This window comes from Lentzea sp. HUAS TT2 (assembly GCF_051853195.1).
Classification (GTDB): Bacteria; Actinomycetota; Actinomycetes; order Mycobacteriales; family Pseudonocardiaceae; genus Lentzea.
In genome coordinates this window covers 192,418-217,745 of the sequence record NZ_CP196667.1, presented here as the reverse complement: position 1 = coordinate 217,745, position 25,328 = coordinate 192,418, and the positions used below count along the sequence as shown (strand labels likewise).

At 68.9% G+C, this 25,328-nt stretch carries 28 protein-coding genes; 18 read left to right on the top strand and 10 right to left on the bottom strand.

The features are described 5' to 3' along the window. The first annotated feature begins 92 nt into the window (after positions 1-92). Positions 93-1,268, top strand: a complete 1,176-nt coding sequence (locus ACSHWB_RS01095; RefSeq protein WP_439660206.1) for a helix-turn-helix domain-containing protein — start codon at positions 93-95, stop codon at positions 1,266-1,268. Here the strand turns inward: ACSHWB_RS01095 and ACSHWB_RS01090 are convergent. Next, positions 1,259-4,132, bottom strand: a complete 2,874-nt coding sequence (locus ACSHWB_RS01090; protein WP_439660205.1) for a tetratricopeptide repeat protein — start codon at positions 4,130-4,132, stop codon at positions 1,259-1,261. The genes ACSHWB_RS01095 and ACSHWB_RS01090 overlap by 10 nt on opposite strands. Positions 4,133-4,265: 133 nt before the next feature. On the opposite strand from ACSHWB_RS01090, the gene ACSHWB_RS01085 reads away from it, so the two are divergent. Both ACSHWB_RS01085 and ACSHWB_RS01080 read left to right on the top strand, forming a co-directional pair. Further along, positions 4,266-4,838 (top strand): vWA domain-containing protein, encoded by a 573-nt coding sequence (locus ACSHWB_RS01085; protein ID WP_439660204.1) that lies wholly within the window; start codon positions 4,266-4,268, stop codon positions 4,836-4,838. A 77-nt stretch (positions 4,839-4,915) separates the two neighbouring features. Then, the gene (locus ACSHWB_RS01080; RefSeq protein WP_439660203.1) at positions 4,916-5,848 is read left to right on the top strand and encodes a hypothetical protein; all 933 of its coding nucleotides are present in this window, start codon (positions 4,916-4,918) and stop codon (positions 5,846-5,848) included. Here ACSHWB_RS01080 and ACSHWB_RS01075 read toward each other — a convergent pair. Both ACSHWB_RS01075 and ACSHWB_RS01070 read right to left on the bottom strand, forming a co-directional pair. Continuing rightward, positions 5,843-6,244 carry a PPOX class F420-dependent oxidoreductase gene (locus ACSHWB_RS01075; RefSeq protein ID WP_439660202.1) on the bottom strand — a complete coding sequence of 134 codons (402 nt, stop codon included), beginning with the start codon at positions 6,242-6,244 and terminating at the stop codon, positions 5,843-5,845. The two genes, ACSHWB_RS01080 and ACSHWB_RS01075, sit on opposite strands and share 6 nt — an antisense overlap. Positions 6,245-6,277: 33 nt before the next feature. Next, entirely contained in the window at positions 6,278-6,775 is a 498-nt protein-coding gene (locus ACSHWB_RS01070) for a hypothetical protein (protein ID WP_439660201.1), read from the bottom strand. A gap of 27 nt (positions 6,776-6,802) precedes the next feature. Here ACSHWB_RS01070 and ACSHWB_RS01065 point away from each other — a divergent pair, with 27 nt between their 5' ends. The 5 genes from ACSHWB_RS01065 (at position 6,803) to ACSHWB_RS01045 (ending at position 11,224) form a co-directional block, all read left to right on the top strand. Further along, the gene (locus ACSHWB_RS01065) at positions 6,803-7,291 is read left to right on the top strand and encodes an HAD domain-containing protein (protein WP_439660200.1); all 489 of its coding nucleotides are present in this window, start codon (positions 6,803-6,805) and stop codon (positions 7,289-7,291) included. Positions 7,292-7,380: 89 nt separating this feature from the next. Next, positions 7,381-8,502, top strand: coding sequence for an ABC transporter substrate-binding protein (locus ACSHWB_RS01060; protein ID WP_439660199.1), 1,122 nt, complete (start codon positions 7,381-7,383; stop codon positions 8,500-8,502). Positions 8,503-8,579: 77 nt separating this feature from the next. Then, complete coding sequence (locus tag ACSHWB_RS01055) at positions 8,580-9,419, top strand: ABC transporter permease (RefSeq protein WP_439660198.1); 840 nt, start codon at positions 8,580-8,582, stop codon at positions 9,417-9,419. Further along, positions 9,407-10,189 (top strand): ABC transporter permease, encoded by a 783-nt coding sequence (locus ACSHWB_RS01050; RefSeq protein ID WP_439660197.1) that lies wholly within the window; start codon positions 9,407-9,409, stop codon positions 10,187-10,189. Before ACSHWB_RS01055 ends, ACSHWB_RS01050 begins: the two co-directional genes overlap by 13 nt. Before the next feature lie 3 nt (positions 10,190-10,192). After that, the gene (locus ACSHWB_RS01045; RefSeq protein ID WP_439660196.1) at positions 10,193-11,224 is read left to right on the top strand and encodes an ABC transporter ATP-binding protein; all 1,032 of its coding nucleotides are present in this window, start codon (positions 10,193-10,195) and stop codon (positions 11,222-11,224) included. On the opposite strand, the gene ACSHWB_RS01040 is transcribed toward ACSHWB_RS01045, so the two are convergent. Both ACSHWB_RS01040 and ACSHWB_RS01035 read right to left on the bottom strand, forming a co-directional pair. Continuing rightward, a complete protein-coding gene (locus tag ACSHWB_RS01040) occupies positions 11,198-11,425 on the bottom strand; it encodes a zinc ribbon domain-containing protein (protein ID WP_439660195.1) in 228 nt (75 codons plus the stop codon). The two genes, ACSHWB_RS01045 and ACSHWB_RS01040, sit on opposite strands and share 27 nt — an antisense overlap. Beyond that, the gene (locus tag ACSHWB_RS01035) at positions 11,395-11,538 is read right to left on the bottom strand and encodes a helix-turn-helix domain-containing protein (protein WP_439660194.1); all 144 of its coding nucleotides are present in this window, start codon (positions 11,536-11,538) and stop codon (positions 11,395-11,397) included. Before ACSHWB_RS01035 ends, ACSHWB_RS01040 begins: the two co-directional genes overlap by 31 nt. Before the next feature lie 71 nt (positions 11,539-11,609). Between ACSHWB_RS01035 and ACSHWB_RS01030 the strand changes: the two genes are divergently transcribed. From ACSHWB_RS01030 to ACSHWB_RS01020, 3 genes are read left to right on the top strand one after another with little or no spacing between them, the layout of a single operon-like run. Continuing rightward, a complete protein-coding gene (locus tag ACSHWB_RS01030) occupies positions 11,610-12,743 on the top strand; it encodes a low temperature requirement protein A (RefSeq protein WP_439660193.1) in 1,134 nt (377 codons plus the stop codon). 54 nt (positions 12,744-12,797) lie between these two features. Next, a complete protein-coding gene (locus ACSHWB_RS01025) occupies positions 12,798-13,193 on the top strand; it encodes a VOC family protein (RefSeq protein WP_439660192.1) in 396 nt (131 codons plus the stop codon). Next, a complete protein-coding gene (locus tag ACSHWB_RS01020) occupies positions 13,193-14,353 on the top strand; it encodes an MFS transporter (RefSeq protein ID WP_439660191.1) in 1,161 nt (386 codons plus the stop codon). Before ACSHWB_RS01025 ends, ACSHWB_RS01020 begins: the two co-directional genes overlap by 1 nt. Before the next feature lie 15 nt (positions 14,354-14,368). On the opposite strand, the gene ACSHWB_RS01015 is transcribed toward ACSHWB_RS01020, so the two are convergent. Beyond that, on the bottom strand, positions 14,369-15,772 hold the full coding sequence (locus tag ACSHWB_RS01015; RefSeq protein ID WP_439660190.1) for an LVIVD repeat-containing protein: 1,404 nt from the start codon (positions 15,770-15,772) through the stop codon (positions 14,369-14,371). A gap of 290 nt (positions 15,773-16,062) precedes the next feature. Here ACSHWB_RS01015 and ACSHWB_RS01010 point away from each other — a divergent pair, with 290 nt between their 5' ends. Then, positions 16,063-16,665, top strand: a complete 603-nt coding sequence (locus ACSHWB_RS01010) for a DUF305 domain-containing protein (protein WP_439660189.1) — start codon at positions 16,063-16,065, stop codon at positions 16,663-16,665. A 6-nt stretch (positions 16,666-16,671) separates the two neighbouring features. On the opposite strand, the gene ACSHWB_RS01005 is transcribed toward ACSHWB_RS01010, so the two are convergent. Further along, entirely contained in the window at positions 16,672-16,998 is a 327-nt protein-coding gene (locus tag ACSHWB_RS01005; RefSeq protein ID WP_360031619.1) for an antibiotic biosynthesis monooxygenase family protein, read from the bottom strand. An 80-nt stretch (positions 16,999-17,078) separates the two neighbouring features. Here ACSHWB_RS01005 and ACSHWB_RS01000 point away from each other — a divergent pair, with 80 nt between their 5' ends. Continuing rightward, on the top strand, positions 17,079-17,669 hold the full coding sequence (locus tag ACSHWB_RS01000) for a TetR/AcrR family transcriptional regulator (RefSeq protein ID WP_439660188.1): 591 nt from the start codon (positions 17,079-17,081) through the stop codon (positions 17,667-17,669). Here ACSHWB_RS01000 and ACSHWB_RS00995 read toward each other — a convergent pair. Both ACSHWB_RS00995 and ACSHWB_RS00990 read right to left on the bottom strand, forming a co-directional pair. Beyond that, positions 17,662-18,486 carry an SDR family NAD(P)-dependent oxidoreductase gene (locus ACSHWB_RS00995; protein ID WP_439660187.1) on the bottom strand — a complete coding sequence of 275 codons (825 nt, stop codon included), beginning with the start codon at positions 18,484-18,486 and terminating at the stop codon, positions 17,662-17,664. The two genes, ACSHWB_RS01000 and ACSHWB_RS00995, sit on opposite strands and share 8 nt — an antisense overlap. A 1-nt stretch (position 18,487) precedes the next feature. Beyond that, the gene (locus tag ACSHWB_RS00990) at positions 18,488-19,396 is read right to left on the bottom strand and encodes an SDR family NAD(P)-dependent oxidoreductase (protein ID WP_439660186.1); all 909 of its coding nucleotides are present in this window, start codon (positions 19,394-19,396) and stop codon (positions 18,488-18,490) included. 71 nt (positions 19,397-19,467) lie between these two features. On the opposite strand from ACSHWB_RS00990, the gene ACSHWB_RS00985 reads away from it, so the two are divergent. From ACSHWB_RS00985 to ACSHWB_RS00975, 3 genes are all read left to right on the top strand, one after another. After that, a complete protein-coding gene (locus tag ACSHWB_RS00985; protein WP_439660185.1) occupies positions 19,468-20,379 on the top strand; it encodes a LysR family transcriptional regulator in 912 nt (303 codons plus the stop codon). A gap of 78 nt (positions 20,380-20,457) precedes the next feature. Continuing rightward, positions 20,458-21,351, top strand: a complete 894-nt coding sequence (locus ACSHWB_RS00980; RefSeq protein WP_439660184.1) for an ABC transporter ATP-binding protein — start codon at positions 20,458-20,460, stop codon at positions 21,349-21,351. After that, complete coding sequence (locus ACSHWB_RS00975; RefSeq protein WP_439660183.1) at positions 21,335-22,060, top strand: ABC transporter permease; 726 nt, start codon at positions 21,335-21,337, stop codon at positions 22,058-22,060. The genes ACSHWB_RS00980 and ACSHWB_RS00975 overlap by 17 nt, the downstream gene beginning before the upstream one ends. 12 nt (positions 22,061-22,072) lie before the next feature. Here ACSHWB_RS00975 and ACSHWB_RS00970 read toward each other — a convergent pair whose 3' ends face one another. Next, a complete protein-coding gene (locus ACSHWB_RS00970; protein WP_439660182.1) occupies positions 22,073-23,353 on the bottom strand; it encodes an RNA-guided endonuclease InsQ/TnpB family protein in 1,281 nt (426 codons plus the stop codon). Between the two features lie 156 nt (positions 23,354-23,509). Here ACSHWB_RS00970 and ACSHWB_RS00965 point away from each other — a divergent pair, with 156 nt between their 5' ends. Together ACSHWB_RS00965 and ACSHWB_RS00960 are read left to right on the top strand one after the other, a co-directional pair. After that, positions 23,510-24,661: a sensor histidine kinase gene (locus ACSHWB_RS00965; RefSeq protein ID WP_439664496.1), complete on the top strand. Its 1,152-nt coding sequence runs from the start codon at positions 23,510-23,512 to the stop codon at positions 24,659-24,661. Beyond that, positions 24,658-25,284: a response regulator gene (locus tag ACSHWB_RS00960; RefSeq protein ID WP_439660181.1), complete on the top strand. Its 627-nt coding sequence runs from the start codon at positions 24,658-24,660 to the stop codon at positions 25,282-25,284. Before ACSHWB_RS00965 ends, ACSHWB_RS00960 begins: the two co-directional genes overlap by 4 nt. Positions 25,285-25,328: the final 44 nt, after the last annotated feature.

The window sequence follows — 25,328 nt, the reverse complement described above, 5'->3', positions numbered from 1 at the left end:
TTCGATCTGGCCATTTTTTGGCAAGGCCGGATCGATTGCCCCGCCCGTGTTCGGATGATGTACTCGGAACAGGCCGGGGTGGGGAGGTAATTGTGGTCACGACCTTTGGTGAGTTGTTGCGCCGGCATCGCATCGCCGCGGGATTGTCGATGGGTCAGCTGGCGAAACAGATCCACTACAGCAAGGGTTATCTCAGCAAGATCGAGAACGACCTCAAGCCTCCGACCCCGGCCCTGGCCCGGCTCTGCGACGGAGCGTTGAACGTCGGCGGCGTGCTGATCGAGGCGGCGACGCGGCCCGTCTCCTCGCTCGGACGGAGTCAGGAGCTCCTCGCCGGCACGATGCTCGGCGCCGGGCCGTTCGGGATGCGATCGGTCCCGGACGAGTCGGTGCTCGCCGGGATGCGCGCGTCGTTCGAGACCCTGCGCAGCCTCGGCCTGCGGACCAGCCCGCTGATGCTCGTCGGGCCGCTGAAAGCCCTGCAGCACACCGTGCACGGGATGGCGCGCGAGAACACCGGGCCGGTCGGCACCCGGCTGCTGCGGTTCGCCGCGCGCATCGCCGAGTACACCGGCTGGATGTTCCAGGAGGCCGGCGACGAGCCGAACGCGCTGTGGTGGACCCGGCACGCGTCGGAACTCTCCCGCGCGGCAGGCGATCCGGACATCGCCGGCTACGCGTTCGTGCGGGAGGCAGGGCTCGCGCTCTACCGGCAGGACCCGGCCGGCACGATCAGCCTCGCCCGGCAGGCGCAGTGGATCGGCAGGGCGGGGTCGCGGGTCCTCGCGCTGGCCGCGCGGCGGGAGGCGCAGGGGCACGCGCTGGCCGGCGACCGGTACGTCGCGGAGAGCGCCTTCGACCGGGCCGCGCAGCTGATGCAGGCGATCGACCTGGGCGGCCCGTACCCGGCGCTCGGCCCCAGCGCGCCCGATCCCCTGGAACTGGCCAGGGGATGGGCGTTGTCCGACCTCGGACTGAACGAGCAGGCCGCGGCCGTGCTGGGTGCGCAGCTCGCGCTGGTGCCGGCCACGTCCCGCCGTTCCAGGGCCAGGTTCGGTACACGCCAAGCACTCGCCTACGCGTTGTCAGGCGAGGTCGACGAGAGCTGCCGCACGCTCGCCGGCACGCTGGACGACGCGGCGCACGTCGACTCCGCGACGGTGCGGACCGACCTGCGGCAGCTCGCGAGAACCCTGGGCCGCTGGCACAACCACGGCGCGGTCAGGGAGATCGCCCCTGACCTGAAACGGCTGCTCGCTCAGCGCTGACCGCACGCGCAGGTCAGCCCCGCCCGTTCGGCCCGCACCTCCTCGGCCTCCGGTTGTTCGAGCTCGCGGAACACCGCCTCGGCGGCGTCCCAGTGCGGGACGGCCTCGTCGTGCCGCTTCAGCTCGTGCAGCGTGCGCGCCACGCCGATCTCGCCGTGCGACTGGTTGGAGAGGTTGCCCGTCCCGATCGCGACGTCCAGCGACGACCGGTAGAGCAGCAACGCCGCCGGCAGGTCACCGGTGTCCCGCACGGTGGCCGCCCGGTCGCGGTCGAGCCGTGCGCTCAGGTCCGGATCGGTCACCCCGATCGCCGCCTTGGCCGCCATTCCGTGATGGTGCAACGCTTCCGTGAGCCTGCCCGCGAGCCGGTGCGCGTCGGCGATGTTGGTCAGCGCGAAAGCGGCCACGCACGCGTCACCGAGCTCGACAGCGATGTCATGTGCCTCCAGGTGGTCCGGGATGGCCTCGTCGAGGTCGCCGAGGTGCTGCCGGATCGCGCCGAGGTTGTTCAGCGCGTGGGCGAGTCCCTGCTGGAACCCGATCTCCCGCAGGATCTCGACGGCCTTCTCCTGCTGTTCCAACGCGATGTCGTAGCGGCGGTGCTGTTCGTTGATGTAACCGAGCATGCTCAACGCGTGCGCACGGCCGCGCAGGTCCCCGGACTGCTCGTACTTCGCTTGCGCTGCCGCGAAGTGCTTCAACGCCTCGTCGTGGTCGCCCAGCTGCAACGAGGAGATGGCGAGCGCGCCCAGTGCGGCGGCCTCACCGGCCACGTCACCGACACGGGTCCAACGCCGCAATGCCTGTCCGGCCAGCTCCAGGGCGTCCGCGTGCCGGCCGCACCGGTCGTTCGCGGTGGAAAGCCGTTGCAGCACATGGGCTTGGCCGTAGTCGTCCTCGGGGTGCACCCGTTCGACGGCCTGGATCCAGTCCTCGAACAGGTTCAGCGTGTTGAAGTGCCGCCAGATCAAGGCTGCCAGGCGCCACGCGTGGTCCGAGCCCGAACGCCGGATCGCCGCCATCAGGTTGTCGCGCTCGGCGGTGATCCACGTCAGCGCCTCGGTCTCGGCGCTGAACTGCAGGCCGTACGGGCTTTCGCGGTCCGCGGACGGCTGGATCGTGCGGTCGAACGGGTACGCGACGCTCACCGCGCCGGACAGCGTCACGAGGTAGAAGTCGAGCAGGCGCACCAACGCGTCGGCGGGTGCCGCTTCCTGGGCGGCGAACTCCTTGACGGAGTCCAGCATCTGGTAGCGGTCGGGTGCGGTCTCCTCCAGCAGGCAGACCTCGTGCAGGTCGTAGAGCAGCTTGCGGGTGGCGGCGACGTCACGGCCGATCAGGGCCGCCGCGCCGACGAGGTCGACGTCGGGTCCCGGCAGGTGCCCGAACAGGCGGAACACCTGCTGCTGCCGCGGTTCGAGCTGGCCGAAGGACGCGTGGATGGCGGCGGCACCGTCCCGCCACGCCCCGCTGTCGTCCATCAGGCCGAGCAGGTGCTCGAGCGACCACCTGTCGTGCTTGCGCAGCAACGCGGCGGCGACGGTGATCGACACGGGCAGGTACCCGCAGCGCTTCACCAGGCCTGCGACGTCCGACGGCTTGCCTCGCACGCGCGGCCCGATCAGCGCCAGGAACAGCGCCTCCGCGTCGGCCGGCGGCATCGGGGCCAGCCGGACGTGCTCGCTGATGTCCGGCTCGCCCATCTTGCGACTGGTCACGAGGGCGAAGCAGTCGCGTGCCTCCGGCAGCAACGGCCGGATCTGCTCCGGTGAGGCCGCGTTGTCCAGCACCACCAGCGTTTTCGTGCCGTAGAGCTGGGTCTGGTAGAGCGTTGCCTTGCGTCCCACGGTGTCCGGGATCTGCTCGGCCGGCACGCCGAGCTCGGTCAGCAGCTGGCTGAGTGCTTCCGAGACCGACATCGGCGCCACGTTCGGCGTGAACCCGCCCAGCCGCACCAGCAGCTGCCCGTCGGGGAACCGGTGGCGCAGGCGGTGCGCGGCCTCGACGGCCAGGCCGGTCTTGCCGACACCGGGTGCGCCGCTGATCCACACCGCGCGCCGTTCGTCCGACCCGGCCGCGGCAGCCTCGATCGTGGCGAGCTCCTCGGAACGGCCGGTGAACCCTCCAGGACGGGACGGCAGCGAGCTGACCGGCTCACCGCGGCGGGCGCGTTCCGCGAGGTTGCGCAGCACCGTTCCCGGTTCGAGTCCGAGCTCGGCGAGCGCGGCGGACGCGGCGTCGAAGGCCCTGATCGCGCCGACCCGGTCGCTCCCGGCGATCAACGAGCGCATCAGCAGTTCGGCGTACTTCTGGTTGTCCGGGGCGGTGCGGACGGCGCGGCGCATCCGGTCGCGCGCCGAGCGGTGGTCCCCGGTGAGGAGCTCCAGCTCTGCCAGGTCACCGAGCGCGTCGAGGTGGGCCTCGTCCGGCGGGATCACCTCGGCGCCGCCGATCCTGTCGACGTCGATGTCCTCCAGGAACCGGCCGCGCCACAACGCCACGGCCTCGCGCAGCAGCTCGACGGCCCGGCGCTGGTCGTTGTCCTGCAGGGCCGACGCGGCCTCGGCGCGCAGCCGGTCGAAGCGGACCGTGTCGATGCGGTCCTCGTCGACGCGCAGCACGTAGCCGGTGGCCGTCCGCTCGATCTCCGCGTCGGTCCCGTCGAACGCCTTGCGGAGCTTGTTGATGTACCCGCGCACCAGCGTCCGGCGTTCCGGGTTGTCGGGCCACACGACCTCGGTGATCCGTTCGGGTGACACGGGTTTGTTCGCGTTCAGCAGGAGCACGACGAGGATGAAGCGTTGCTGCTGGTCTCCCAACGGAACAGGGGCGTGGTCGTGCCACGCCTCCAGTGGACCCAGCATCCGAAATTCCACGCCGTCCTCCCGGTGTACGAGCTTCCGTCTGGGTGGAATGTCGCGCAATGCGCCGTTGGTGTGTCAGCGAATCAGCTTTTTGTCCACGTTTGATCAACGCGATCCGGTAACGGTGCACGTCATGATGCCCGACGTGTTGCCGTGTTACTTGGTGTGCGACGTGTCGTTCTCGATGAGCGACCACATCGACGAGGTCAACGCGGGAATGCGTGAGTTCCGCGGTGTGGTGCACGCGGATCGGCGTGCCGCCGCGCAGATCCGGCTCTGCGTGGTCGTTTTCGCGGAAAGCCCGCTGGTCGTGCGGCCGTTGCTGCCCGCGCTCGACCCGGCGGAGCTGATCAGGCCGCGCCAGGAGTCCGGCTCCGACTTCGGGTCCGCGTTCACCCTTCTGCGCACCGTCATCGAACGCGACGTGCACGCGCTCAAGGAGCAACGGGCTCGGGTGCGCCGCCCGGTGCTGTTCTTCGTGTCGGACGGCAGGCCGACCGATCCGGCGTGGCCCGCCGCCCTGGAACGGCTGACGGCCACCCCGGCGTGCCCGGAGATGATCGCGTTCGGGCTCGGCGCCGTCGACCAGCCGACGCTGGGCCGCATCGGCACCTCGCGCGTGTTCCTCGGCGGTGACGGCGTCCGGCTGGGCACCGCGCTGGCCTCTTCGGTCGCGCGACGGGTCCTGCGAGCGGAGCACGTGTGACCGATCCACGGCGTGTCCACTTCTCGTCCACACCTGCGTCGCAACCTGCCCCCAACAGCACGGGAGGAGATCCGGAGATGATGACGAACCTGGTCCGGGAGCTGAAGACCCTCCGCAAGGGGCGGGGTGTGCACGCCGGCCGGATCGTGGACAGGGTGGGCCCGTCGCTGGCCGCCGCGTGCGGGATCACCAGCGCGGACGGGTCGGTCGCCGCGAAGCAGAAGCTCGTCACGCGACTGACCGAGCTGGTCGAGCAGCTCCCGGAGGACCTGCAGCTCGCGGCACGGGCGGCGTTCGGTCTCATCGCCGACGTCCGGCAGCCGCTCTACCAGGAGCGCGTCACCTGGGTGGCCGCGCGGATCGACCGCGACTCCCGCACCGTGCGCCGCCGCGTGGACGAGGCCGTGGAGCAGCTGGCCGAGCTCGCTGCCACGACCGCCCCGCGCACGGACGGCGGCTGGCACACCGCGGAGCTCAGCGTCGCCGTGGTGCTCGACCAGGGACAGCCCGAGGTGCTGGAGCGCTACCAGGTCGTCGCGGACCAGGACGGCGTCGACTCGCTGGACTTCGCCCCGGCCTTCCCCGTCCGGCGGCGCGACGTGGACGTGCACCTCCTCTACGGCGGCACCCTGCGCGACCGCAGCGGTCTGGAACGTCCGGGCTTCACGCTCGTGCCGGCCGAACCGCTGATGCGCGGCGCCACGCACGACTTCGCGATCCGCTACCGGATGTCCCACCGCGACGCCATGCACCCGTGCGTGCTGCACGTGCCCGAACGGCCGTGCGAGGTGTTCGACCTGCGCGTGCGGTTCGAACACGACCGCAAGCGGTTCGTGCGGGCGTTCGACGGCGTGCTCGTGCAGCGGACCGAGGCGGAGCCGGTCGGGATGCAGCAGTCCGTGGACCGGGCGGGGGAGATCCACCTGCGGTTCCGGCGGCTGCTGCCGGGGCTGCTCTACGGCGCCCGGTGGGGCGGGTCGGTGGTGTGCTCGACGCGCAGGGCGTCATGACCGGCGGGGCTCGTACCAGGTCTCGCCGGCCGGTTCGCCCGCCATGTTCCACGCCCAGACACGGGTCGGCGTGATCCGGCAGTAGACGCCCGGCCCGACCATGCCGGTGCGTTCGACCGGGTCGTCCGCGGTGCCGTAGACGCGGATCGCCCGCGCGACGAACGGCGTGAACGAGACCAGGTCGTCGACCACGAGCGACACCTTGCGGCGGCCGGCGGTGATGTTGCGGAACTTGCGGGTGGTGAGGACCTGCTCGCCCGCGCCGCCGACCCAGATGTGCGTGCCGTCGTACTCGAACGCCAGCGGCACCACGTCGGGCCAGCCGTCCTCGTTGATCGTGGCCAGCCGGGCCAGGGGCTGTTCGCGCAGGTAGGCGATCTCTTCGTCGGTGAACATGCCCCTCATACGAACAGAGGCGGGCGGTTTCGACTACTGGTGCGGGGGCGGGTAGTACGGCGGCGGCATGCGCTTGCGGCGTGAGCGGCGCACGAGGAACACGATGAGCACGATCATGCCGACCAGGAACAGCAGGAACGCCGCCGCGGCCACGATCAGCCACGTCACGATGGTCTTGCCGACGTCCGCGTCGTCGTCGGGCTTCTCTGCGACCTGCCGCTCGCCGAACGTCTTGAGCAGCTCGTCCGCGCTGTAGACCTCGTAGGTGTCGTTCAGCGCGACCGACACCTGGTCTACGTGGCGCGGGTAGCTGTCCCAGACGATCCTGGCCACGTCGTCCGGGATCTTCGTGGCGTCCTGGGTGGTGGCCCTGACCTCCAGGCGGTCGGTGCCGTTGGTCGAGGTGTGGTCGGTGGAGATGCCGCTGTAGCCCGCGTCCTGCAGGCGTGTCTGCAGGTCCGCCAGGTCGCTGATCACGCCGCAGCCCACCAGGGTGGCGCACAGGAGGATGAGCAGCGCTAGACGTCTCATGGCTTGAGGTTAGGGAATGCTGGAGCCGTGCGCCCCTTGGTTCTGATCGACGTCGACGGTCCGCTCAACCCGTGGGCCGCGAACCCCAAGCCGGGCAACTTCCGGCTGTTCGAGATCAAGGACGGCTGGCGGCGCAGGCTGCGCGTCTGGCTCGATCCCGAACACGGCGTCCAGTTGAGACGCCTGGCGGAGGAAACGGGCGCCGAGCTGGCGTGGGCCACGACGTGGCTGCACCGGGCGAACACCGAGATCGGTCCACGTCTGGGGCTGCCGCCGCTGAAGGTGATCGAGTTCCACGACGCGACCGGCTGGAAGTACCCGGCGGTGGCGCGGTACGCCTGGGAACGGCCCCTGGTCTGGTTCGACGACGACTTCGGGCTGCACGCCGCGCGCCGGGAGGAGTTCGTCCACAAGCGACGGCACCTGACCACCGCGCTCGTCCACGTCGATCCCGGTACCGGGATCTCGCCACAACACCTGGACGAAGCCAGGGAAGCAATCGGCCGCAACCCGTAGGACGCCGAGAATTCACGGTTGGAGTCGAGAAGGTCTCAACCGGCGCGGCTGGCTTGACAACGAAAGCATCCCGAGCCAATCCTCCGCTGGTGCTGAAGCGAGGGAACGTCACGACGAAGTTGATTGGCGTCGGCGCGTTGGTGCTGGCGGTGGCCGCCTGTGGCGCCCCGCCCGCCAAGGAGACGCCGGCCGGTGCCGCCGGTACCGCGAAGTCCGCGAGCGAGTTCGGCGGCATGGACAAGCTCGTCGAGGAAGCCAAGAAGGAGGGCAAGCTCAACGTCATCGCGCTGCCCCCGGACTGGGCGAACTACGGCGAGATCATCAAGGCCTTCGAGGCCAAGTACGGCGTCAAGGTCGACTCCGCGCAGCCGGACGCGTCCAGCCAGGAGGAGATCAACGCCGCCAAGCAGCTCAAGGGCAACGACCGCGCGCCGGACGTGTTCGACCTCGGGCTCAACGTGGCGCTGGCCAACAAGGACCTCTTCGCCCCCTACAAGGTCAGCACGTGGGACGACATCGCCGCGGAGCTCAAGGACGCGGACGGCGCCTACTACGGCGACTACGGCGGCTTCATGTCGATCGGCTACGACGCCGCCAAGGTGCCGGCGCCGACGAGCGTGAAGGACCTGCTCAAGCCCGAGTACAAGGGCAAGGTCGCGCTCAACGGCGACCCGACGCAGGCCGGTGCCGCGTTCTCCGGCGTGATGATGGCGGCGCTGGGCAACGGTGGCTCCGCCGACGACATCGCCCCCGGTGTCGAGTTCTTCAAGCAGCTCAAGGCCGCCGGCAACTTCCAGCCGGTCGACCCGTCGCCCGCGACGATCGAGTCCGGCCAGACGCCCGTCGTCATCGACTGGGACTACACCAACGCCGCCCAGACCGAGAAGCTCAAGGGCAAGCTCGACTGGAAGGTCGTCGTCCCGGCCGACGCGCAGATCGGCGCCTACTACAACCAGGCCATCAGCAAGGACGCGCCGCACCCCGCGGCCGCGCGCCTGTGGCAGGAGTTCCTCTACTCCGACGAGGGCCAGAACCTTTACCTGAAGGGCATGTCCCGCCCGGTGCGCCTGGACAAGATGGGCGACAAGGCGGACAAGGCGGCGAAGGAGAAGCTGCCGAAGACCGAGGGCAAGCAGGTGTTCCAGACGCAGGCCCAGGCCGACAAGGCCAAGGCCGTCCTGACCGCGACCTGGGCGCAGGCCATCGGATGACCTCAGTCGCTCCTGTAGCGGCGGCAAAGCCCGGCGGTCCCACCCCCAAGAAGGGTGGGGCCGCCGGTCGGCCATCTGTGGCCGCTTGGCTCGTCGCGGTGCCGTTCCTGGCGTTCGTCGGCACCTTCCTCGTCTACCCCACGGTGCTCGTGCTGTTCGGTGCCTTCCAGGACTCCGACGGCGCGTTCACGTTCGACAACCTCTCGACCCTGTTCACGGGTGTCGTCTTCGACGCGTTCGTGCGCAGCATCGAGCTGTCCGCGCTGACCGCGGTCATCGGTGCGATCTTCGGCGCGCTGCTCACGTGGGCGATCGCGGTCGGCAACCCCGAGGGGATGCTGCGCCGGATCGTCGTCGCGGGTAGCGGTGTGCTCGCCCAGTTCGGTGGCGTGCCGCTGGCGTTCGCGTTCCTCGCGACTGTCGGCTTCGAGGGTCTCGTCACGAAGTACCTGCGTGACAACGTTGGCATCGACCTGTTCGCCGGCAGCGCGTGGCTGTTCGAGCTGCCCGGCCTGACGCTCGTCTACACGTTCTTCCAGATCCCGTTGATGGTCATCGTGTTCCTGCCTGCGCTGGACGGCCTGCGCCCGCAGTGGCGCGAGGCGAACGCGAGCCTCGGCGGCACGAGCTGGACCTACTGGCGGCACGTCGGCGGCCCGATCCTGACGCCGCCGTTCCTCGGCGCGCTGCTCCTGCTGTTCGCCAACGCGTTCAGCGCCTACGCCACGGCCGCGGCGCTCGTCTCGCAGGGCAGCCCGATCGTGCCGCTGCAGATCCGCGGGTTCCTCACCGGCGAGGTCGTGCTCGGCCAGGAGAACCTCGGCAAGGCGCTCGGCCTCGGCATGGTGATCGTGGTCAGCGTCGCGATGGGCGTGAACGTGCTGCTGCAGAAGAGGGTGGCCAAGTGGGTTCGCTAGTGAAGCAGCGCGTCCTGCGCACGATCATCCTGCTGGTCCTCGGCGTCTACTTCATCCTGCCGCTGATCGCGATGGCGGAGTTCTCCACCCGTGGCAGGGGCGGCAGCCGCAGCCTCGAGTCGTGGACGTCCATCGTCGACGACGACGGCCTGATGGAAGCGCTCGTCAACTCGCTGCTGCTGTCGGTGACCAGTGCGGTGCTGATGCTGGTGCTGCTCGTGCCGACGATGGCGTGGATCCGGTTGCGGCTCCCGCAGTTGCAGCGGCTCGTGGAGTTCCTGTGCCTGCTGCCGCTGGCGATCCCCGCGATCGTGCTGGTGGTCGGCATGGCGCCGCTCTACGCGTGGGTGAACTACTTCCTCGGCGACTCACCGCTGACGCTGACGTTCGCGTACACGATCCTGGTGCTGCCGTTCGCCTACCGCGCGGTCGACGCCGGACTCGCCGCGATCGACCTGAAGACACTGGCCGAAGCCGCACGCAGCCTCGGCGCGTCGTGGTTCACGGTGCTGTGGAAGGTCGTCGTGCCTAACATCCGCGTCGCACTGATCGGTGCTTCGTTGTTGTCGGTGGCCTTGGTGCTCGGTGAGTTCACCATCGCGTCGTTGCTCAACTTCGACACGTTGCAGGTGCAGGTCAACCTTCTGGGCAAGCGCAACGCGGGTGTGTCCATCGCGGTGTCGCTGCTGTGCCTGCTCTTCGCGTTCGTCCTTCTGTTCGCACTCTCTTATGTCGGCCAGCGGCGCCGTCAGACCGTGGTCGAGGAGTAAGACATGAGCCACCTGCAACTCAAGGGACTGCGCAAGACCTTCGGTGGCAACACCGCGCTGGACGGTCTTGACCTGGAACTGGCCGAGGGCGAGCTCGTCTCGTTGCTCGGCCCGTCCGGCTGCGGCAAGACGACGGCGCTGCGCATCGTCGCGGGCTTCGAGACGTCCGACTCGGGCACGGTCACCGTGGGCGGCAAGGACATCACGAAGGTGCCCGCGAACAAGCGGGACATGGGCATGGTCTTCCAGGCCTACAGCCTCTTCCCGAACATGACCGCGGCGCAGAACGTCGCGTTCGGCCTGAAGATGCGCAAGGGCGACGCCAAGAAGGCGGGCGAACTGCTCGAGCTGGTCGGCCTCGCGCACCTCGGCGGCCGCTACCCGCACCAGATGTCGGGTGGCCAGCAGCAGCGCATCGCGTTGGCGCGCGCTCTGGCGATCCAGCCGCGCGTGCTGCTGCTGGACGAGCCTCTGTCCGCACTGGACGCCAAGGTCCGCGTGAACCTGCGGGACGAGATCCGTCGCATCCAGACGGAGCTCGGCATGACGACGCTGTTCGTCACGCACGACCAGGAGGAGGCGCTCGCCGTCTCCGACCGGGTCGGCGTGATGTCGCACGGCAGGCTGGAGCAGCTCGACACCCCGTCCGTCGTCTACCGGGAACCGAAGACGGCGTTCGTGGCGCAGTTCGTCGGCGTGACCAACAGCGTCGTGGCCAAGGCGGAGGGTCAGACCGTCGTCGTGAACGGCGTGACCGTCGCCGCGTCGCACGACCAGCCGTCCGGAAGCGACGTTCGCGTCATCGTGCGTCCCGAGGACATCGGAGTCTCCGCGCACGACGGCGACGCCGGTGGCAAGATCGTGGGCGACGTGCTGACCCAGTCGTTCCTCGGGCCGGTCACGCGGATCTCGGTCAGGGTGGGGGAGCAGGTGCTGCGCATCGACCAGCCCTCCAACACCGCCGCCGCGTACCAGCCGGGCACGCAGGTCGCGCTCGACCTCAGCGAATCACGGATCATGGTGGTGCCTGGTTGACATTTCCCCCGAGTCGAGGGATTCCCGCGGCTCGCGCCGCGGGGTTTCCTGCTTCACCGCCAACTGCCCGCCCGGAGTGTTCCGTTGAGGTCTGACGTCGGCTCCACAGACTGTCACCGCCAGCCCGGCGGCCAGGATGTTGCGCGCCGCGTTCACGTCACGATCGTGGGTCACACCGCAGGTGCAGGTCCACGTGCGCACAATGCGAGGTTGTAGACCTTCCGAACGCACCCGAACGTGCGCGTCAACTCCGCTGCCTGAGTGTTGGTCGGATAGAAGCGGTACTTGAACGCCCGCTTGACCGCTCCACTCATCCTGCAGAAACTAGCAACTTGCGTTTGCACCCATTTGGCTGGGTGGAGAAAGCCCATTCGGAGGCAGTCAGATGATCAAGAAGCTCCTCGCGCGCGACACGGCGGAGACCCACCGGGTCGCGACGCCGTTGGAGCTGTTGTTCGACCTCAGCTTCGTGGTGGCGGTCGCCCAGGCCGCCGCCTCGTTGCACCACGCCGTGTCCGAGAACCACGCGGGCGCGGGCCTGCTGGCGTTCTGCATGGCGTTCTTCGCGTTGTGGTTGCCGTGGCTGAACTTCACCTGGTTCGCCAGCGCGTTCGACAACGACGACACGCTCTACCGGATCATCACGATGGTCCAGATCGCCGGCGTGCTGGTCATCGCGGCCGGCATCCCGGCGGTCTTCGAACGCCAGGACTACCGGATCGTCGTCGCGGGCTACGTCGTCATCCGGCTCGCGATGGTCGCGCACTGGCTGCGCGCGTCGATCGACAACCCGTCGCACAAGGGCTGCACGCGCCGTTACGCCGCGGGCATCGCCGGCATGCAGGTCCTGTGGGTGTTGTGGGTGGTCGTCGCGCCGACGAGCCTGCAGCTCCCGCTGTGGATCCTGTTCATGATCGGCGAGCTGCTGGTGCCGGTCTGGGCGGAGCGCGACGAGGCGACGACGTGGCACCCGCACCACATCGCGGAGCGGCACGGCCTGTTCACGCTGATCGTGCTCGGCGAGTCGATCCTGGCGGCCACGCTGGCGTTCCAGAAGGGCTTCGACACCGGCGTCAACCTGATCTCGCTCGCCGCGGCCTCGCTGGTCATCGTGTTCTCGGTGTGGTGGATCTACTTCGAGGCGCCGTCGCACCTGCTCAACCTCAAGAAGGCGTTCCTCTGGGGATACGCGCACCTGTTCATCCTCGGCTCGATCGCCGCACTCGGCGCGGGCCTGGCCGCGAGCGTGGACTACGACCTGCACCTCTCGCACGCGCCGGGCACGACGGTCGCCGCGTTCACGACGGTGCCGCTGGCCGTGTTCTTCCTGTGCGTCTGGTACGTGCAGGACTGCCCGGGACAGTCGGGTGTGCGCAAGTACCTGCTGCCGCTCGGGTCGGTCGCGGTGCTGGCGGCGACGTTCGGGCCGGCGCCGATCCACGTGACGGCGGGCATCGCGCTGGTCCTGTGCATCGCGACGCGGCTGGTGCAGTCGGCCGATCAGCGCGTCGCCGTGTGAGGCACTTTCGCGTCTTCTCTTCCTTCTGACACCGGTGGTGCGATGATCGTCGCCATGACCGGTGTCCGTGAACTCCGCCTGGTCGTCACCGCTGACGACTACGAAGAGGCCCTGCGTTTCTACCGCGATGTGCTCGGCCTCGAGCAACGGGCGGCGTTCACGTCCGACGGCGGGCGCGTCACGATCCTGGAGGCAGGCAGGGCCACGCTGGAGCTCACCGACCCGCCGCACGCGGAGTTCATCGACTCCGTCGAGGTCGGCAAGCGCGTCGCCGGGCACGTCCGGGTGGCCTTCGAGGTGGACGACTCCGCCGCGGCGACCCGTGCGCTGGAGGCCGCCGGGGCCGAGGTGATCGCGGAGCCGACGCGCACGCCGTGGAACTCGCTCAACGCACGGCTGGCCGCGCCGGCCGGGTTGCAGCTGACGTTGTTCCAGGAGCTGGGCGAGTAATGACGATCTCCGCTGCCGGCTACCGCGACCTCGCGAACCGGGACGTGCTGGCGTGCGCCGTGGTCACGGTCGCCGCGAAGCTGCCGATGTCGATGACGCCGCTGATGATGGTGTTCCTGACCAGGGGACTGCCCGGCGGGTACGTGCTGGCCGCGTCGCTGGTCGCCGTCTACGTGCTGGGCGAGATCCTCGGCGCCGCGCTGCTCGGCCTCTTCCTCGACCCGTCGAGGATGCGCGGGCAGCTCTCGGTCGGGTTGCTCGTGGGCGCGGGGGCGTTCACGACGCTGGCCTTGACGCAGAACGTGACGGTGCTGGCGATCGCGGCGTTCGTCGCGGGTGCCGGGCCGTCGACGACGCCGGGCGGGTTGCGGGCGATGTTGCTCGGGCTGGTGCCGGACGCGTTGGTGCCCAAGGCGATGGGCTTCGACGCCATGATCACGCAGGTGGTGTGGGCGGTGGCGCCCGCGTTGGTCACCGTGCTGGCGTTGAGCGTCGACCACCGGGCGCCCGTCGTGGTGTCGGTGTCGCTGGTCGTCGTGGCGGCGTGGCTGGTGTTCATCCTGCCGCGCGGGCACGTGACGTCCCGTTCCGGCACGGCGAAACCCCGGGTGGTGGCGTCGGCGTGGCCGATCTACCTCGTGAGTGCGGCGGCGCTGGCGCAGCTGGCGGTCGCGGAGCTCGTGCTGCCGGCGTTGCTGGAGCACCGGGGGATCGGGATCGGCTGGATCGGGCCGTTGCTCATGGGGTTCGCGGCGTGCAGTGCACTCGGTGCGGTGCTGTACGGGTTGCGGCCGTGGCCTGGGACGTTCCGCACGCAGGGGTTGGTGCTGCTCGTCGTCACGGCGACGTGCGTTGGAGCGCTGGCGTTGTTCCCGAACCTGCCCGGTATCGCGGGGGCGTTGCTCGCGGCCGGGCTGTTCCAGTCCGGCGTGCTCGTGACGCGCAGTCTCGCGTTGCGCGAACGGCTTCCGGTCGGCGCGCACGCGGCGGGGTTCTCGATGATGTACGCCGTGACTGGCGCGGGCTACGGGCTCACCGCCGTCGTCGTCGCCTGGGCGATGGACGCCGGTTCGCCGGTCTGGGCCGTGTTCGGTGGTGTGGCGGTGACCCTGGTCCTGACAGCAGTCAGCGCGGCTGCCGAACGCCGGCAGCCGCGCTGATCTGAGAGGGAACGACTACCCGCGGTAGAAGTTCCCCTGGGTCTGCACGTTCAGCTCGTCCGTGCGGAACAGCTTCGCCACGAACGTGCGCGGGTCGCGCATGTCGATGACGTCGAAGCCGCGGCCCATCTCCGAGGAGTAGATGTAGCCGTTGTACCAGTAGGTCGACCAGGTGCCGCCGCTGCCGTTGTTCGGCATCGGGCCGCGCTCGAAGAAGCCGATCTCACGCGGCTTGCTCGAGTTCGTGAAGTCCCACACCGAGATGCCGCCCTGGTACCAGGACTGCACCATGATGTCCTTGCCGGGCACCGGGATCAGCGAACCGTTGTGCGCGACGCAGTTCTCCGTGTCGGTCTGCATGCGCGGGATCTTGTAGTAGGACTTGAAGACCAGCTTGCGGTTCTTGCCCTTGCCCACGATGTCGTAGATGCCGTTGGCGCCGCGGTTCGGGCCGATCTTCTCGTTGCACGTCGCCGCGCCACCGCCACCGAGCTCGTCGGTGAAGACGACCTTGGTGCCGCTGTTGTTGAACGTGGCGGAGTGCCAGAACGCGAAGTGCTTGTCGTCCTGGACGCGGTTGATCTCGACCAGGTTCTCGCGGTTCGAGATGTCCCAGAGGACGCCGTCACCCATGCACGCGCCGGCCGCGAGGTCGAGCTGCGGGTAGACGGTGATGTCGTGGCAGCCGGAGGTGGCCGAGGTGTAGCCGGTCTCGATGGTGCCGGGGGTGCCGGCGTTGCCGCCGTCCGGGAACAGGACCGGCGCCTTGAGCAGCGAGGCGGAGGCCGGGTTCTTCACCGGGACCTTGACGATCGAGATCTTGTCGTGCGGAGGCTGGCAGTCCGGGAACGTGGCGTTGGGCGAGTAGGAAGAGACGTAGAGGTACACGTCCTTCTTGTTCTTGCTCGGCACCATCGTGTGGGTGTGCGAACCGCAGGCGGTCTCGACGGCGGCGACGTAGCGGGGTGCGCTCTTGTCACTGATGTCGAAGACCTTGATGCCCTCCCACGACTCCTTGATCGTCGCGGGCTGGGACACGCTGTTGCAGGAGTTGTCGCTGCGCGAGGAGTCCGTCGACAGGAACAGCAGGTTCCCGTAGACCGAGATGTCGTTCTGCGAGCCGGGGCACAGGACCTGGCTCTTGATCGTCGGCTTCTTCGGGTTGCGGACGTCGTAGATGACGAAGCCGTCGTAGTTGCCGACGAACACGTAGTTGTCCTGGAACGCGATGTCGGTCTGCGTCGAGCTGAGCGGAGCCAGCTTGTCCAGGTGGGCGACCGGGACCATGTTGCGGCTGCGGCTGATCTCGTCGACGCCGGGGAGGGCGTTGGATCCGTCCGCCCGGGACTCGAGCTGGGCCTCGCTCAGTCCCTTGCCGTCGGCGGGAAGATCGGGCTCTGCGAGCGCGGGAGCCGTCAACGTTGACAGCGTCAGCGTGAGGGCCCCCAGAATCGCGAAAGGCGTTCTGCGCCGCCGGGCCGTTTCGCGTGAAGTCACAGCTTTACCCCCTCGGTACGGGTTGGTGAGGGGGAGTATGACCCTTTCGCCTTGCTAAGGGCCAGCGTCTTTCGGAGGGTTCTGCACTCTTTGTCCACAGTTGAAACGTCGGACTTACGTCATGGAGTAATTGTCCGGTTTCACGGGGTCACCGGCTGTATGCCACGCCGCGAGGCCTGGATCGGCGGGAGGCGGACTGTATTGTCCGAAGCATGCGTTCTGGGGTCCTGGTCTTCGTCGCGGCGGCCGCGTTGCTCGCCGGCTGCACGTCCGAGCCCGCCGCCGCACCGGTCATCGCGCCGGACACTCCCGGCGGCTCGGCGCCCACCGTCGCGCCCTCCGACGTGACGGGCAGGGTCCAGGCGCCGCCGAACGACGCCGACCGCGAGTACGTGGCGATGATGATCGCGCACCACGAGCAGGCGCTCGCGATGACGCGCTTCGCCCCCGACCGCGCGGAGAACGAGACCGTGAAGGGTCTGGCCGACCGCATCCGCTTCAGCCAGGAGCCGGAGATCGGCGCGATGAAGCAGTGGCAGCGGACGTTCAACGCGATCGGCACGCACGGCGACCACTCGTCGATGCCGGGCATGGCGACGCAGGACCAGTTGAACGCATTGGGTGCCGCGCGTGGCAAGGACTTCGACCGGATGTTCCTGGAGCTGATGATCAAGCACCACGAGGGTGCGATCAAGATGGCGACCGACGTGCGCGGTTCCGGGACCAACGTTCAGGTCGAGGAGATGGCGGACGACGTGGTCGCCACCCAGGACGACGAGATCAAGAGGATGAGGAAGCTCCTGACGGAGCTGTAGGAGCGCCTATTCGGTGCGCTGCCGCGGCAGGACCATGTCCTCGGCGTGCGTGAAGCGCTCCGGCTCGTTGCCCGTGACCAGGCGTGCGATCGTGCGGTGGCCCTTGTGCGCCTCGCGGAACGCCTCGGAGGCGACCCACGCGCGGAAAGCGTCTTCCGACTCGAACTCGTTGACCGAGACGTACGGCTGGTCGTCCTGCGTCGGCTTGAGCAGCGTGCTGCGCAGCAGGCCGGGGACTCCGGGCAGGTGGGTGCGCATGTTGCCGCGGAAGTACCGCTCGAACTCCTCGGACATGTCCGGGTTCACGAACATCCGGTTGGTCGCGATGAACATGCTGGCCTCCCTGATCCCGACGCTCTGTCGGGAACTATTCCAACACCACGTCGGGAAATCAAGCGCGATACGATCCCGATGTGCCGAGGATCAGCGCAGACACCGTCGCGGAGCATCGCGCCAACCGCTTACGCGCCCTGCTGGACGCCGGGCGGGACATCGTGGCGACCGAGGGGGCGGAGGCGCTGACGCTCGCGTCGCTCGCCAGACGTGTCGGGCTGTCGCGGCCGAGCCTCTACGAGTACTTCCGTTCGCGTGAGGAACTGGTCGCCGCGATCGTGTCCGACGCGCTGCCGGAGTGGGCGGTCAAGCTGGAGGACGCGGTCAACAGCGCCTCGTCCGTGCCGGAGAAGATCGAGGCGTACCTGCGGACCGAGCTCGCGATCATCACCGACGGCAGTCACGGCGCGGTGGTGGCGTTGTCCGCGCACACGTTGCCGGACTCGTCGCGCGAGCAGATCAGGGCCGAGCACGAACGGTTGCTGGCGCCGTTGGTCGGGGTCTTCAAGACGGCCGGGGTGGAGCGCGCGCAGCTGAGGGCGATGCTCGTGCACGCGATGGTCGAGGCGACGTCGCGGATGATCACGCCGGGGCGCAACGAGCACAACGAGGCGGTCATCGCGACGTTGCTCGACCAGGTGGTGCACGGGCTGGACAAGCCCATCAGCTGAACGGCACGACCTCGCCGTGGCGGACCAGTTCGCCGTAGTGCTCCGGCTTGAGCGGGTCGAGTGCCAGATCCAGCAACGCCGTCGCGGCCTGGGCCGGGGTGGGGGCGGTGCTGACGTCCCACCACAGCGCCGAAGTCGGCGTGTTGATCATTCCAGGGCACGCCGCGGCGATCAGGACACCTCGGGTGAGGTCGGCTTCGCGGCGTTCGTTCGCGAGCACGCGCACGGCGGCGACCTGGCCGATCTTGGACGGGATGTTCACGAAACCGGGCCAGGCGCCTGCTTTCGTGCGGCCGTCCCGCACCGCGTCACGCCAGCGCGCGATCTGCACGTCGAGCTCGTCCAGAGTGGACGGTGTGGTGAAGTGCTGGTGCAGCACCGGTGCGAGCTGGTGGAGGGTGCCGAGCGAGCTGGCGACCACGATGAGCCTGCCGTTGTCGTTCAGCAGGGGTGCGAAGGCCTTCAGGAGCCTGGTGGTGCCGAAGTTGTTGACCTCCGTGTAGTCGTCGATGATCTCGCGCGGGTCGTCGTCGGGGCCGACGCGCATGACGGCATTGCCGAAGACGACGTCGACGCCGCCGTGGCGTTCTTTCAGCTGTGCGGCCAGTTTCGCGGCGGAACCGGGGTCGGCGACGTCCAGGAGTTCGCCGCGGACCTTCGCGCCACCGCCCGGCATGGCCTGCACGGCGGCGGTGATCTTCTCGACGTCCCTGCCGGTGAGGTAGACGGTGTCGGTGGGCTCCAGTCGTCGGGCGAGCCCTTCGGTCAGTGCCAGGCCGAGGCCTTGGGTGGCGCCGGTGACCAGTGCGATCGTCATGTCAGGCCTTCGCGAGGAGGGTTTCGGAGTACGTCCACAGGCGGGCGGCGTTGTCCTGGTCGACGGCGTAGCGGGCGACTCCGTGCAGCGGCGGGGCCTCGCCGCGACCGTCGACGACGGGGGCCTCGTTGCAGTCGTCGAAGTAGCGGCCGCCGATGCCCTCCAGCAACGGTGACGTGGCCAGCAGGACCGACGTCGCCGCGCCCTGTTCCGCGGTCTTGATCGTGGTGAGGTCGACCTCGTGGGTGGTCATGTCGAGGTGGCGCGACAGGTTCGTGAAGATCGCGCCGGGCATGAGCGCGTTCGCCGTGATGCCGTCGTCGGCCCAGCGGCGGGTCGCCTCGACCGCGAACAGCACGTTGGCGGTCTTGCTCTGACCGTAGGCGGACCACGGGTCGTAGGTGCGGAACGCGTAGTTGACGTCGTCGAAGATGACCGGCGAGATCATGTGGCCGGTCGAGCTCACGACGACGATGCGTGCGCCACCCGCGGCCCTGAGGGCGGGGTGCAGGCCGTTGGCCAGGGCGAAGTGGCCGAGGTGGTTGGTGGCGAACTGCCACTCCCAGCCCTGCTCGGTGTACTGCTCGGGGGTGGCCATCACGCCCGCGTTGGCGACCAGGACGTGCAGCGGGCCGTTCCAGGCGCTGACGAACGCCTCGACGGACGCGAGGTCGGTCAGGTCGAGCCTCGTGACGTGGACGTTCCCGCCGATGTCCCGCGCGGTCCTCTCGCCCGCCTCGGTGTTGCGGACGGCCAGGGTGACCTCGGCGCCCCTGCCGGCCAGTGCCCGCGCGGTCTCGACGCCGATCCCCGAGGCGGCGCCGGTCACGATGACGCGCTTCCCTGTCAGGTCCACGCCCTCGGCGACCTCTGCGGCGGTGCTGCTGAATCCAAATCCTGTTTCGATCACATCTGCCACGCTAGGCTCGGTTTGGCTATGCGGGTAGCGAGAGTTACTCAACCTAGGTATGCGGAGATGTCATGGCTCTGAGTGACGCGTCGCTGGTGGCGCTGCGGGTGTTCCGCGAGGTGGCCGAGCGGGGCACGTTGACGGCGGCGGCCTCGGCGCTGGGCTACACGCAGTCCGCGGTGTCCCGGCAGATCGCCGCGCTGGAGAAGGCGGCGGGCGCTTCGTTGCTGGAGCGGCGCCATGACGGCGTACGGCTCACGGCGGCCGGACGGCTCGTTTTGCGGCGTGCGGCCGTGGTGGTCGATCAGGTCGATGCCGGTGCGCGAGAGCTCGCGGGACTGCCGGAGGAGGACGAGAGCACGATCAGACTCGGCTGGTTCGCGACGGCCGGTGCCTGGCTTGTGCCGCAAGCACTTCTCGCGTTGGGGCGCACTCATCCGTCCATCAACGTCGTCACGCGTGAGGGCAGCACACCGGCGTTGGTGCGGGCGTTGCGCGCGGGCACGCTGGACCTCGTGCTGATCAGCTCTGCGCCGCCGTTCCGGGCTCCTGACGACGAGATTCCCGCGCTGGAGGTCGACACCCTCGTCGAACGCAGTCTGCGGGTGGCCGTTCCCGCTGCGCATCCGTTGGCGCGCAACGACTTCATCGACGTGGACGACCTGCGGGGCCAGCGCTGGATCGCCGGTCCCGGCGACCCCTGGGTGATGGGGGTGTGGCCCGGTCTGGACGAGCGGCCCGTCGTCGCGCACACCGCTCGGGACTGGCTGGCGAAGCTGCGGCTGGTCGCGGCAGGGCTCGGCATCACGACGGTTCCCACGTCGCTGACGGCGATCCTGCCGGACGGGGTGCGGGTGCTGCCGGTGCGGGGCGGGCCCGCCGAGCAGCGCCGCGTCCTGCTCGCGCGGCTGCCGGGACCGATGCCGGAGCCCATGGCGCGCCTGGCCGCCGTGTTGCGCGCCGCCGTTCTGGAGACTGAGTAGCGGCATCAACCGATCGGTTGATCCTGGTCGCGCTCGTTGTTCGATGATCTTTCGCTGCCGTTCTCCGAGGCTTGGAGCATGGCAATCATCGAAGTGAGCGGCCTCGGGAAGAGGTACGGGCCCCGCGTCGCGGTGGACTCGGTGTCGTTCGAGGTCGCCGAGGGGGAGATCTTCGGCGTGCTCGGGCCGAACGGGGCGGGCAAGACGACGACGGTCGAGTGCGTGGCGGGGCTGCGGAAGCCGGACCAGGGGAGCGTTTCGGTGCTCGGGCAGCGGCCCGCCGACGTCCGCGCGTCGATCGGGGTGCAGCTGCAGGACTCCGAGCTGCCGGAACGGATGCGGGTCAGCGAGGCGCTGGAGCTGTTCTCGTCGTTCTACCCGGCGCCCGCCGACTGGTCGGAACGGCTGGGGCTGACCTCGCACCTCGGGGTCGAGTTCGGGCGGCTGTCGGGCGGGCTGAAGCAGCGGTTGTCGATCGCGCTGGCGTTGATCGGCTCGCCGCGGGTGGCGATCCTGGACGAGCTGACGACGGGGCTCGATCCGCAGGCGCGGCGGGACACCTGGTCGGTGATCGAGGAGGTGCGGGCAGCCGGCGTGACGATCCTGCTGGTCACGCACTTCATGGAGGAGGCGGAACGGCTCTGCGACCGGGTGGCGGTGTTCCGCGACGGGCGGATCGTCGCGCTGGACACGCCCTCCGCGCTGGTGTCGCGTGTGGACGGTGCCACGCGGGTGCGGTTCGTGCCGTCCGTCGCGGTGGACGTGGCGTTGCTGGAGGCGCTGCCGGAGGTCACCGCGGTGTCTTCGGCAGGGGAGCAGATCGTGGTCAGCGGGTCGGAGAACCTGCTGCACGCGGTGACCTCCCTGTTGGCACGACGGCAGATCGTGGCACGCCAGCTGCGCGTCGACCAGGTCTCGCTGGACGACGCCTACGTCGAACTGACCGGGGGTCGTGATGTTGAAGATCATTGAGATCGAGGCGCGGTTGTTCGTTCGCGATCGGCTGAACTCGTTGTTCGCTGTGTTGTTCCCCAGCTTGTTGTTGCTGGTGCTGGGTGCGATTCCGGCGTTGCGCACGCCTGATGCGAACTTCGGCGGCCAACGGTTCATCGACAGCTACATGTCGGCGCTCGTGGTGTTCACGCTGGTGTTCATCGGGTTGCAGCGGTTGCCCGCGGTCGTGGCCACGTATCGCGAGAAGGGCGTGCTGCGCCGGCTGTCCACCACGCCCATGCACCCGGCGCGGCTGCTGGCCGGTCAGATGGTGGTCAACTTCGCCGCGGTGATCTTGTCGGTGCTGCTGCTTATGGTGGTGGGGTACGTCGTTTTCGGCGTCGACCTGCCTCACCATCCACTCGGCCTGGCGTGTGCCGTGGTGCTGGGAGGCGCGGGCACGTTCGCGCTGGGCCTGGTGATCGCCGCTCTGGCCCCGAACGCGCGGTCGGCCGGTGGCTGGGCGACGGTGGTGTTCATGCTGCTGATGTTCTTCGGCGGCGTGTACCTGCCGCGGTTCATGCTGCCCTCGGTGATCCAGGCGATCGGGTCGTACACGCCTCCGGGTGTGGAGGCGTTGCAGCAGGCGTGGCTCGGTACCGCGCCGGATTGGAGGCATCTCGCGATCATGGGGCTGGTGAGCCTCGTGGCAGGTACGGTCGCGGCCAGAACGTTCCGCTGGAATTGACGTTCTCCCGCACTAAAGGGTGGGGATTCCCTCCACGCTGCGCCTGGATTGCGCGGCGTCTGGGTGGATTACCGTTTCACCGCGCGGTGCCGGCATCGCTGCTGGTCTGACCCGTGCTCCACGGTCGTTTAGCCTCTCCGCACGTCCTGCGGCGAGAATGTTGATGGCCGCGTTGACATCCCGGTCGTGGGCCGCTCCGCAAGGGCAGGTCCACGCGCGGATGCGGAGCGGCATCTTGTCGTTGATCCGGCTGCAGGCCGAGCACTTCCGGGTCGACGGGAACCAGCGGTCGACTCGGCCGAATGTGCGACCGTGCCGGTTGGCTTTGTATTCCAGCATCGCGGTGAACTGCGCCCACCCCGCGTCGTGAACGGACTTGGCCAGGCGCGTGCGTCCGAGACCGGCGACGCACAGGTCTTCGACGAACACCGCTTGGTTGTCGCGGATGATCATCGTCGAAAGCTTGTGCTGCCAGTCCTTACGAGAGTCGGTGACCTTGGCGTGTGCGCGGGCGACTTTCACGACCGCTTTCTTGCGCCGGTTCGAGCCCTTCGTCTTGCGGGACAGGTCCTGTTGCAACTTGCGGAGTTTGCGGGCGGCGTTCCGCAGGAACTGAGGTGAGGTGACTTTGGTGCTGTCCGACAACACCGCAAAGTGCGCGAGCCCCATGTCGATGCCGACCTCGGGACCGGTCTCCGGCAGCGGTTCGTTCGGGGCGTCTACGACGAACGAGGCGAAGAACCTGCCTGCCGCATCCCGCACGATCGACACACTCGACGGTGACACGGGGAGTTCCCGCGACCACACCACCCGCACATCACCGATCTTCGGCAATCGCAAACGGCCGTTGTCCAGGACCTTGAACCGGGCGTTGGCGGTGAACCGGATGGCCTGCCGGTTGTCCTCACGCGACCGGAACCGGGGTGCTGCGACCTTACGGCCCTTGCGTTTCCCGGAGACCGAGGCGAAGAAGTTGCGGTACGCCACATTCAGATCGGACAGGGCCTGCTGCAACACCACTGCGGACACCTCGCCCAGCCACTCCCGCTCTTTCGTCTTCTTTGCCTGGGTGATGACCTGCTTCGACAAGTCGCCGTCCGAGATGTACGGAGATCCGGCCGCGTGTGCTTCCTGTCGTACGCGGAGGCCGTCGTTGAACACCACCCGTGCACACCCGAATGCCCGCGTCATCAACTCCTGCTGTGGGGGTGTCGGATAGACGCGGTATTTGTAGCGAAGCCGCACGACAAAGATCATAAACTTGGTTTGCAGGCCGGTGTGATCGGTCCACACCTGGGCCGGATGGATGAGATCATGCGGGCGGCGTACCGACTTCGAGGCTTAGCCGGCCTTCTGGTTCGCCGACAGCGCCGACGGCCTCCCACACGGGCCTTCACGACCAGGCTGAAGCCCGGCGCATTGGCCCACAGTTGGGAGTAGCTCGTGGACATGGCCGCGTTGGACAGGTGGGAGCGCAGGCTCGTCGCGATCGCCCACGTGATCCCGTACTTCGTGCTGACCGTGACGACGGTGCTGTACGCGGTCTTCACCGAACAGACGGTCGCGCAGCGCTGGTTCACCTACGGCGTGGTGGCGTGCTGCTTCGCGTGGATGGCATGGTGGTTCACGCTGCATCCCGGGTGGCGCGGCCGTCCGCGGCTCATGGCCGTGTTCATCGGTGGCATGGTTGTGTTCTACGCGGTGCTGGGCATGCAGGAGCACTGGTTCGGCGTGGTGTCCTACGCGCTGTACGTCTACGCGAGCGAGGTCCTGCGCGGTCGCTGGATGTTCGTCGTGGTGGCGCTGACGGCGGTCCTGGCGGCGCTGTCGTTGTTCGGCGGCTACCCCGTCGACGCCCAGGCGGCGTTCTGGTTGCTGCTGGTCGTCTTCGTGGTGCTGGCGTGCACCTTCACGTACGTCGGCCACGTGACGACCGAACAGGCCCGGCTGCGCAAGGAGCTCCTGGAGGAGAACGAGGGCCTCCACGCGCAGTTGCTGGTGCAGGCGCACGAGGCGGGCGTGCAGGACGAACGGCACCGCATGGCCGGCGAGATCCACGACACCCTGGCCCAGGGCCTCGCGGGCATCATCACGCAGCTGTCGGCGGCGACGGACGCCGACTGGGAACGCCGCGTGGCGGTGGCGTCCGAACTGGCGCGCGCGAACCTGGCCGAGGCCCGCCGCTCGGTGCACGCCCTGCAACCACCGGCCCTGGACTCGGCGGCCCTGCACGAGGCCCTCGACGACGTGGCGTCGGGCTGGTCGAAGCACAACGGCGTACCGGTGTCGGTGACGCTGACCGGAGCCGTGCGCGAAATGCACCCGGAGGTGGAGGTCGCCTTGCTGCGCACCGCCCAGGAGGCCCTGGCGAACGTGGCGAAGCACGCCTCGGCGTCGCGCGTGGGCCTGACCCTGTCGTACATGGAGGACGTGGTGACCCTGGACGTGCGCGACGACGGCGTGGGTTTCGACCTGGCCCGCCCCTCGGACGGCTTCGGCCTGCCCGCGATGCGCCACCGCGTCAACCGCCTGTCCGGCGCGCTGTTCGTGGAGTCCGAACCGGGCGCGGGCACGGCGATCTCGGCACGGGTGCCCGCGTGATCCGGCTGGTCATCGTCGACGACCACCCGGTCGTCCGCGACGGGCTGCGCGGCATGCTGTCCGCGGCACCGGACTTCGAGGTGGTCGGCGAGGCGGCCTCGGGCGACGAGGCCGTAGCCGTGGTCACGGCCATGTCGCCGGACGTCGTCCTGATGGACCTGCGCATGCCGGGCTCGGACGGCCTGTCCGCGATCGAACGCCTCCGCACCCACCCGTGCCGCGTCCTCGTGCTCACCACCTACGACACAGACCGCGACGTGCTGCCGGCCATCAAGGCAGGCGCCACCGGCTACCTGCTGAAGGACACCCCACGCGACGAGTTGCAGCGCGCGATCCGTTCCGCACACGCGGGCGAGGCCGTGCTGTCACCCGCCGTGGCCACGCGCTTGCTGGGCCAGGTGCGGGAGCCGGCGCTGGAACCGTTGTCCGCGCGGGAACTCGACGTGCTGGCGCTGGTGGCCAAGGGGACGACGAACCGGGCGGTGGCGGCGGCGCTGTTCATCAGCGAGGCCACGGTGAAGACCCACCTGCTGCACGTGTACGCGAAGCTCGGCGTCTCGGATCGGGCGGCGGCTGTGGCGGTGGCGTACGAGCGGGGGTTGCTGAAGGGGAGTGGGCGTTGAGCCGCGCCTTGACCGGCATGGGCTCGCGGTGTCTGGAACGACTG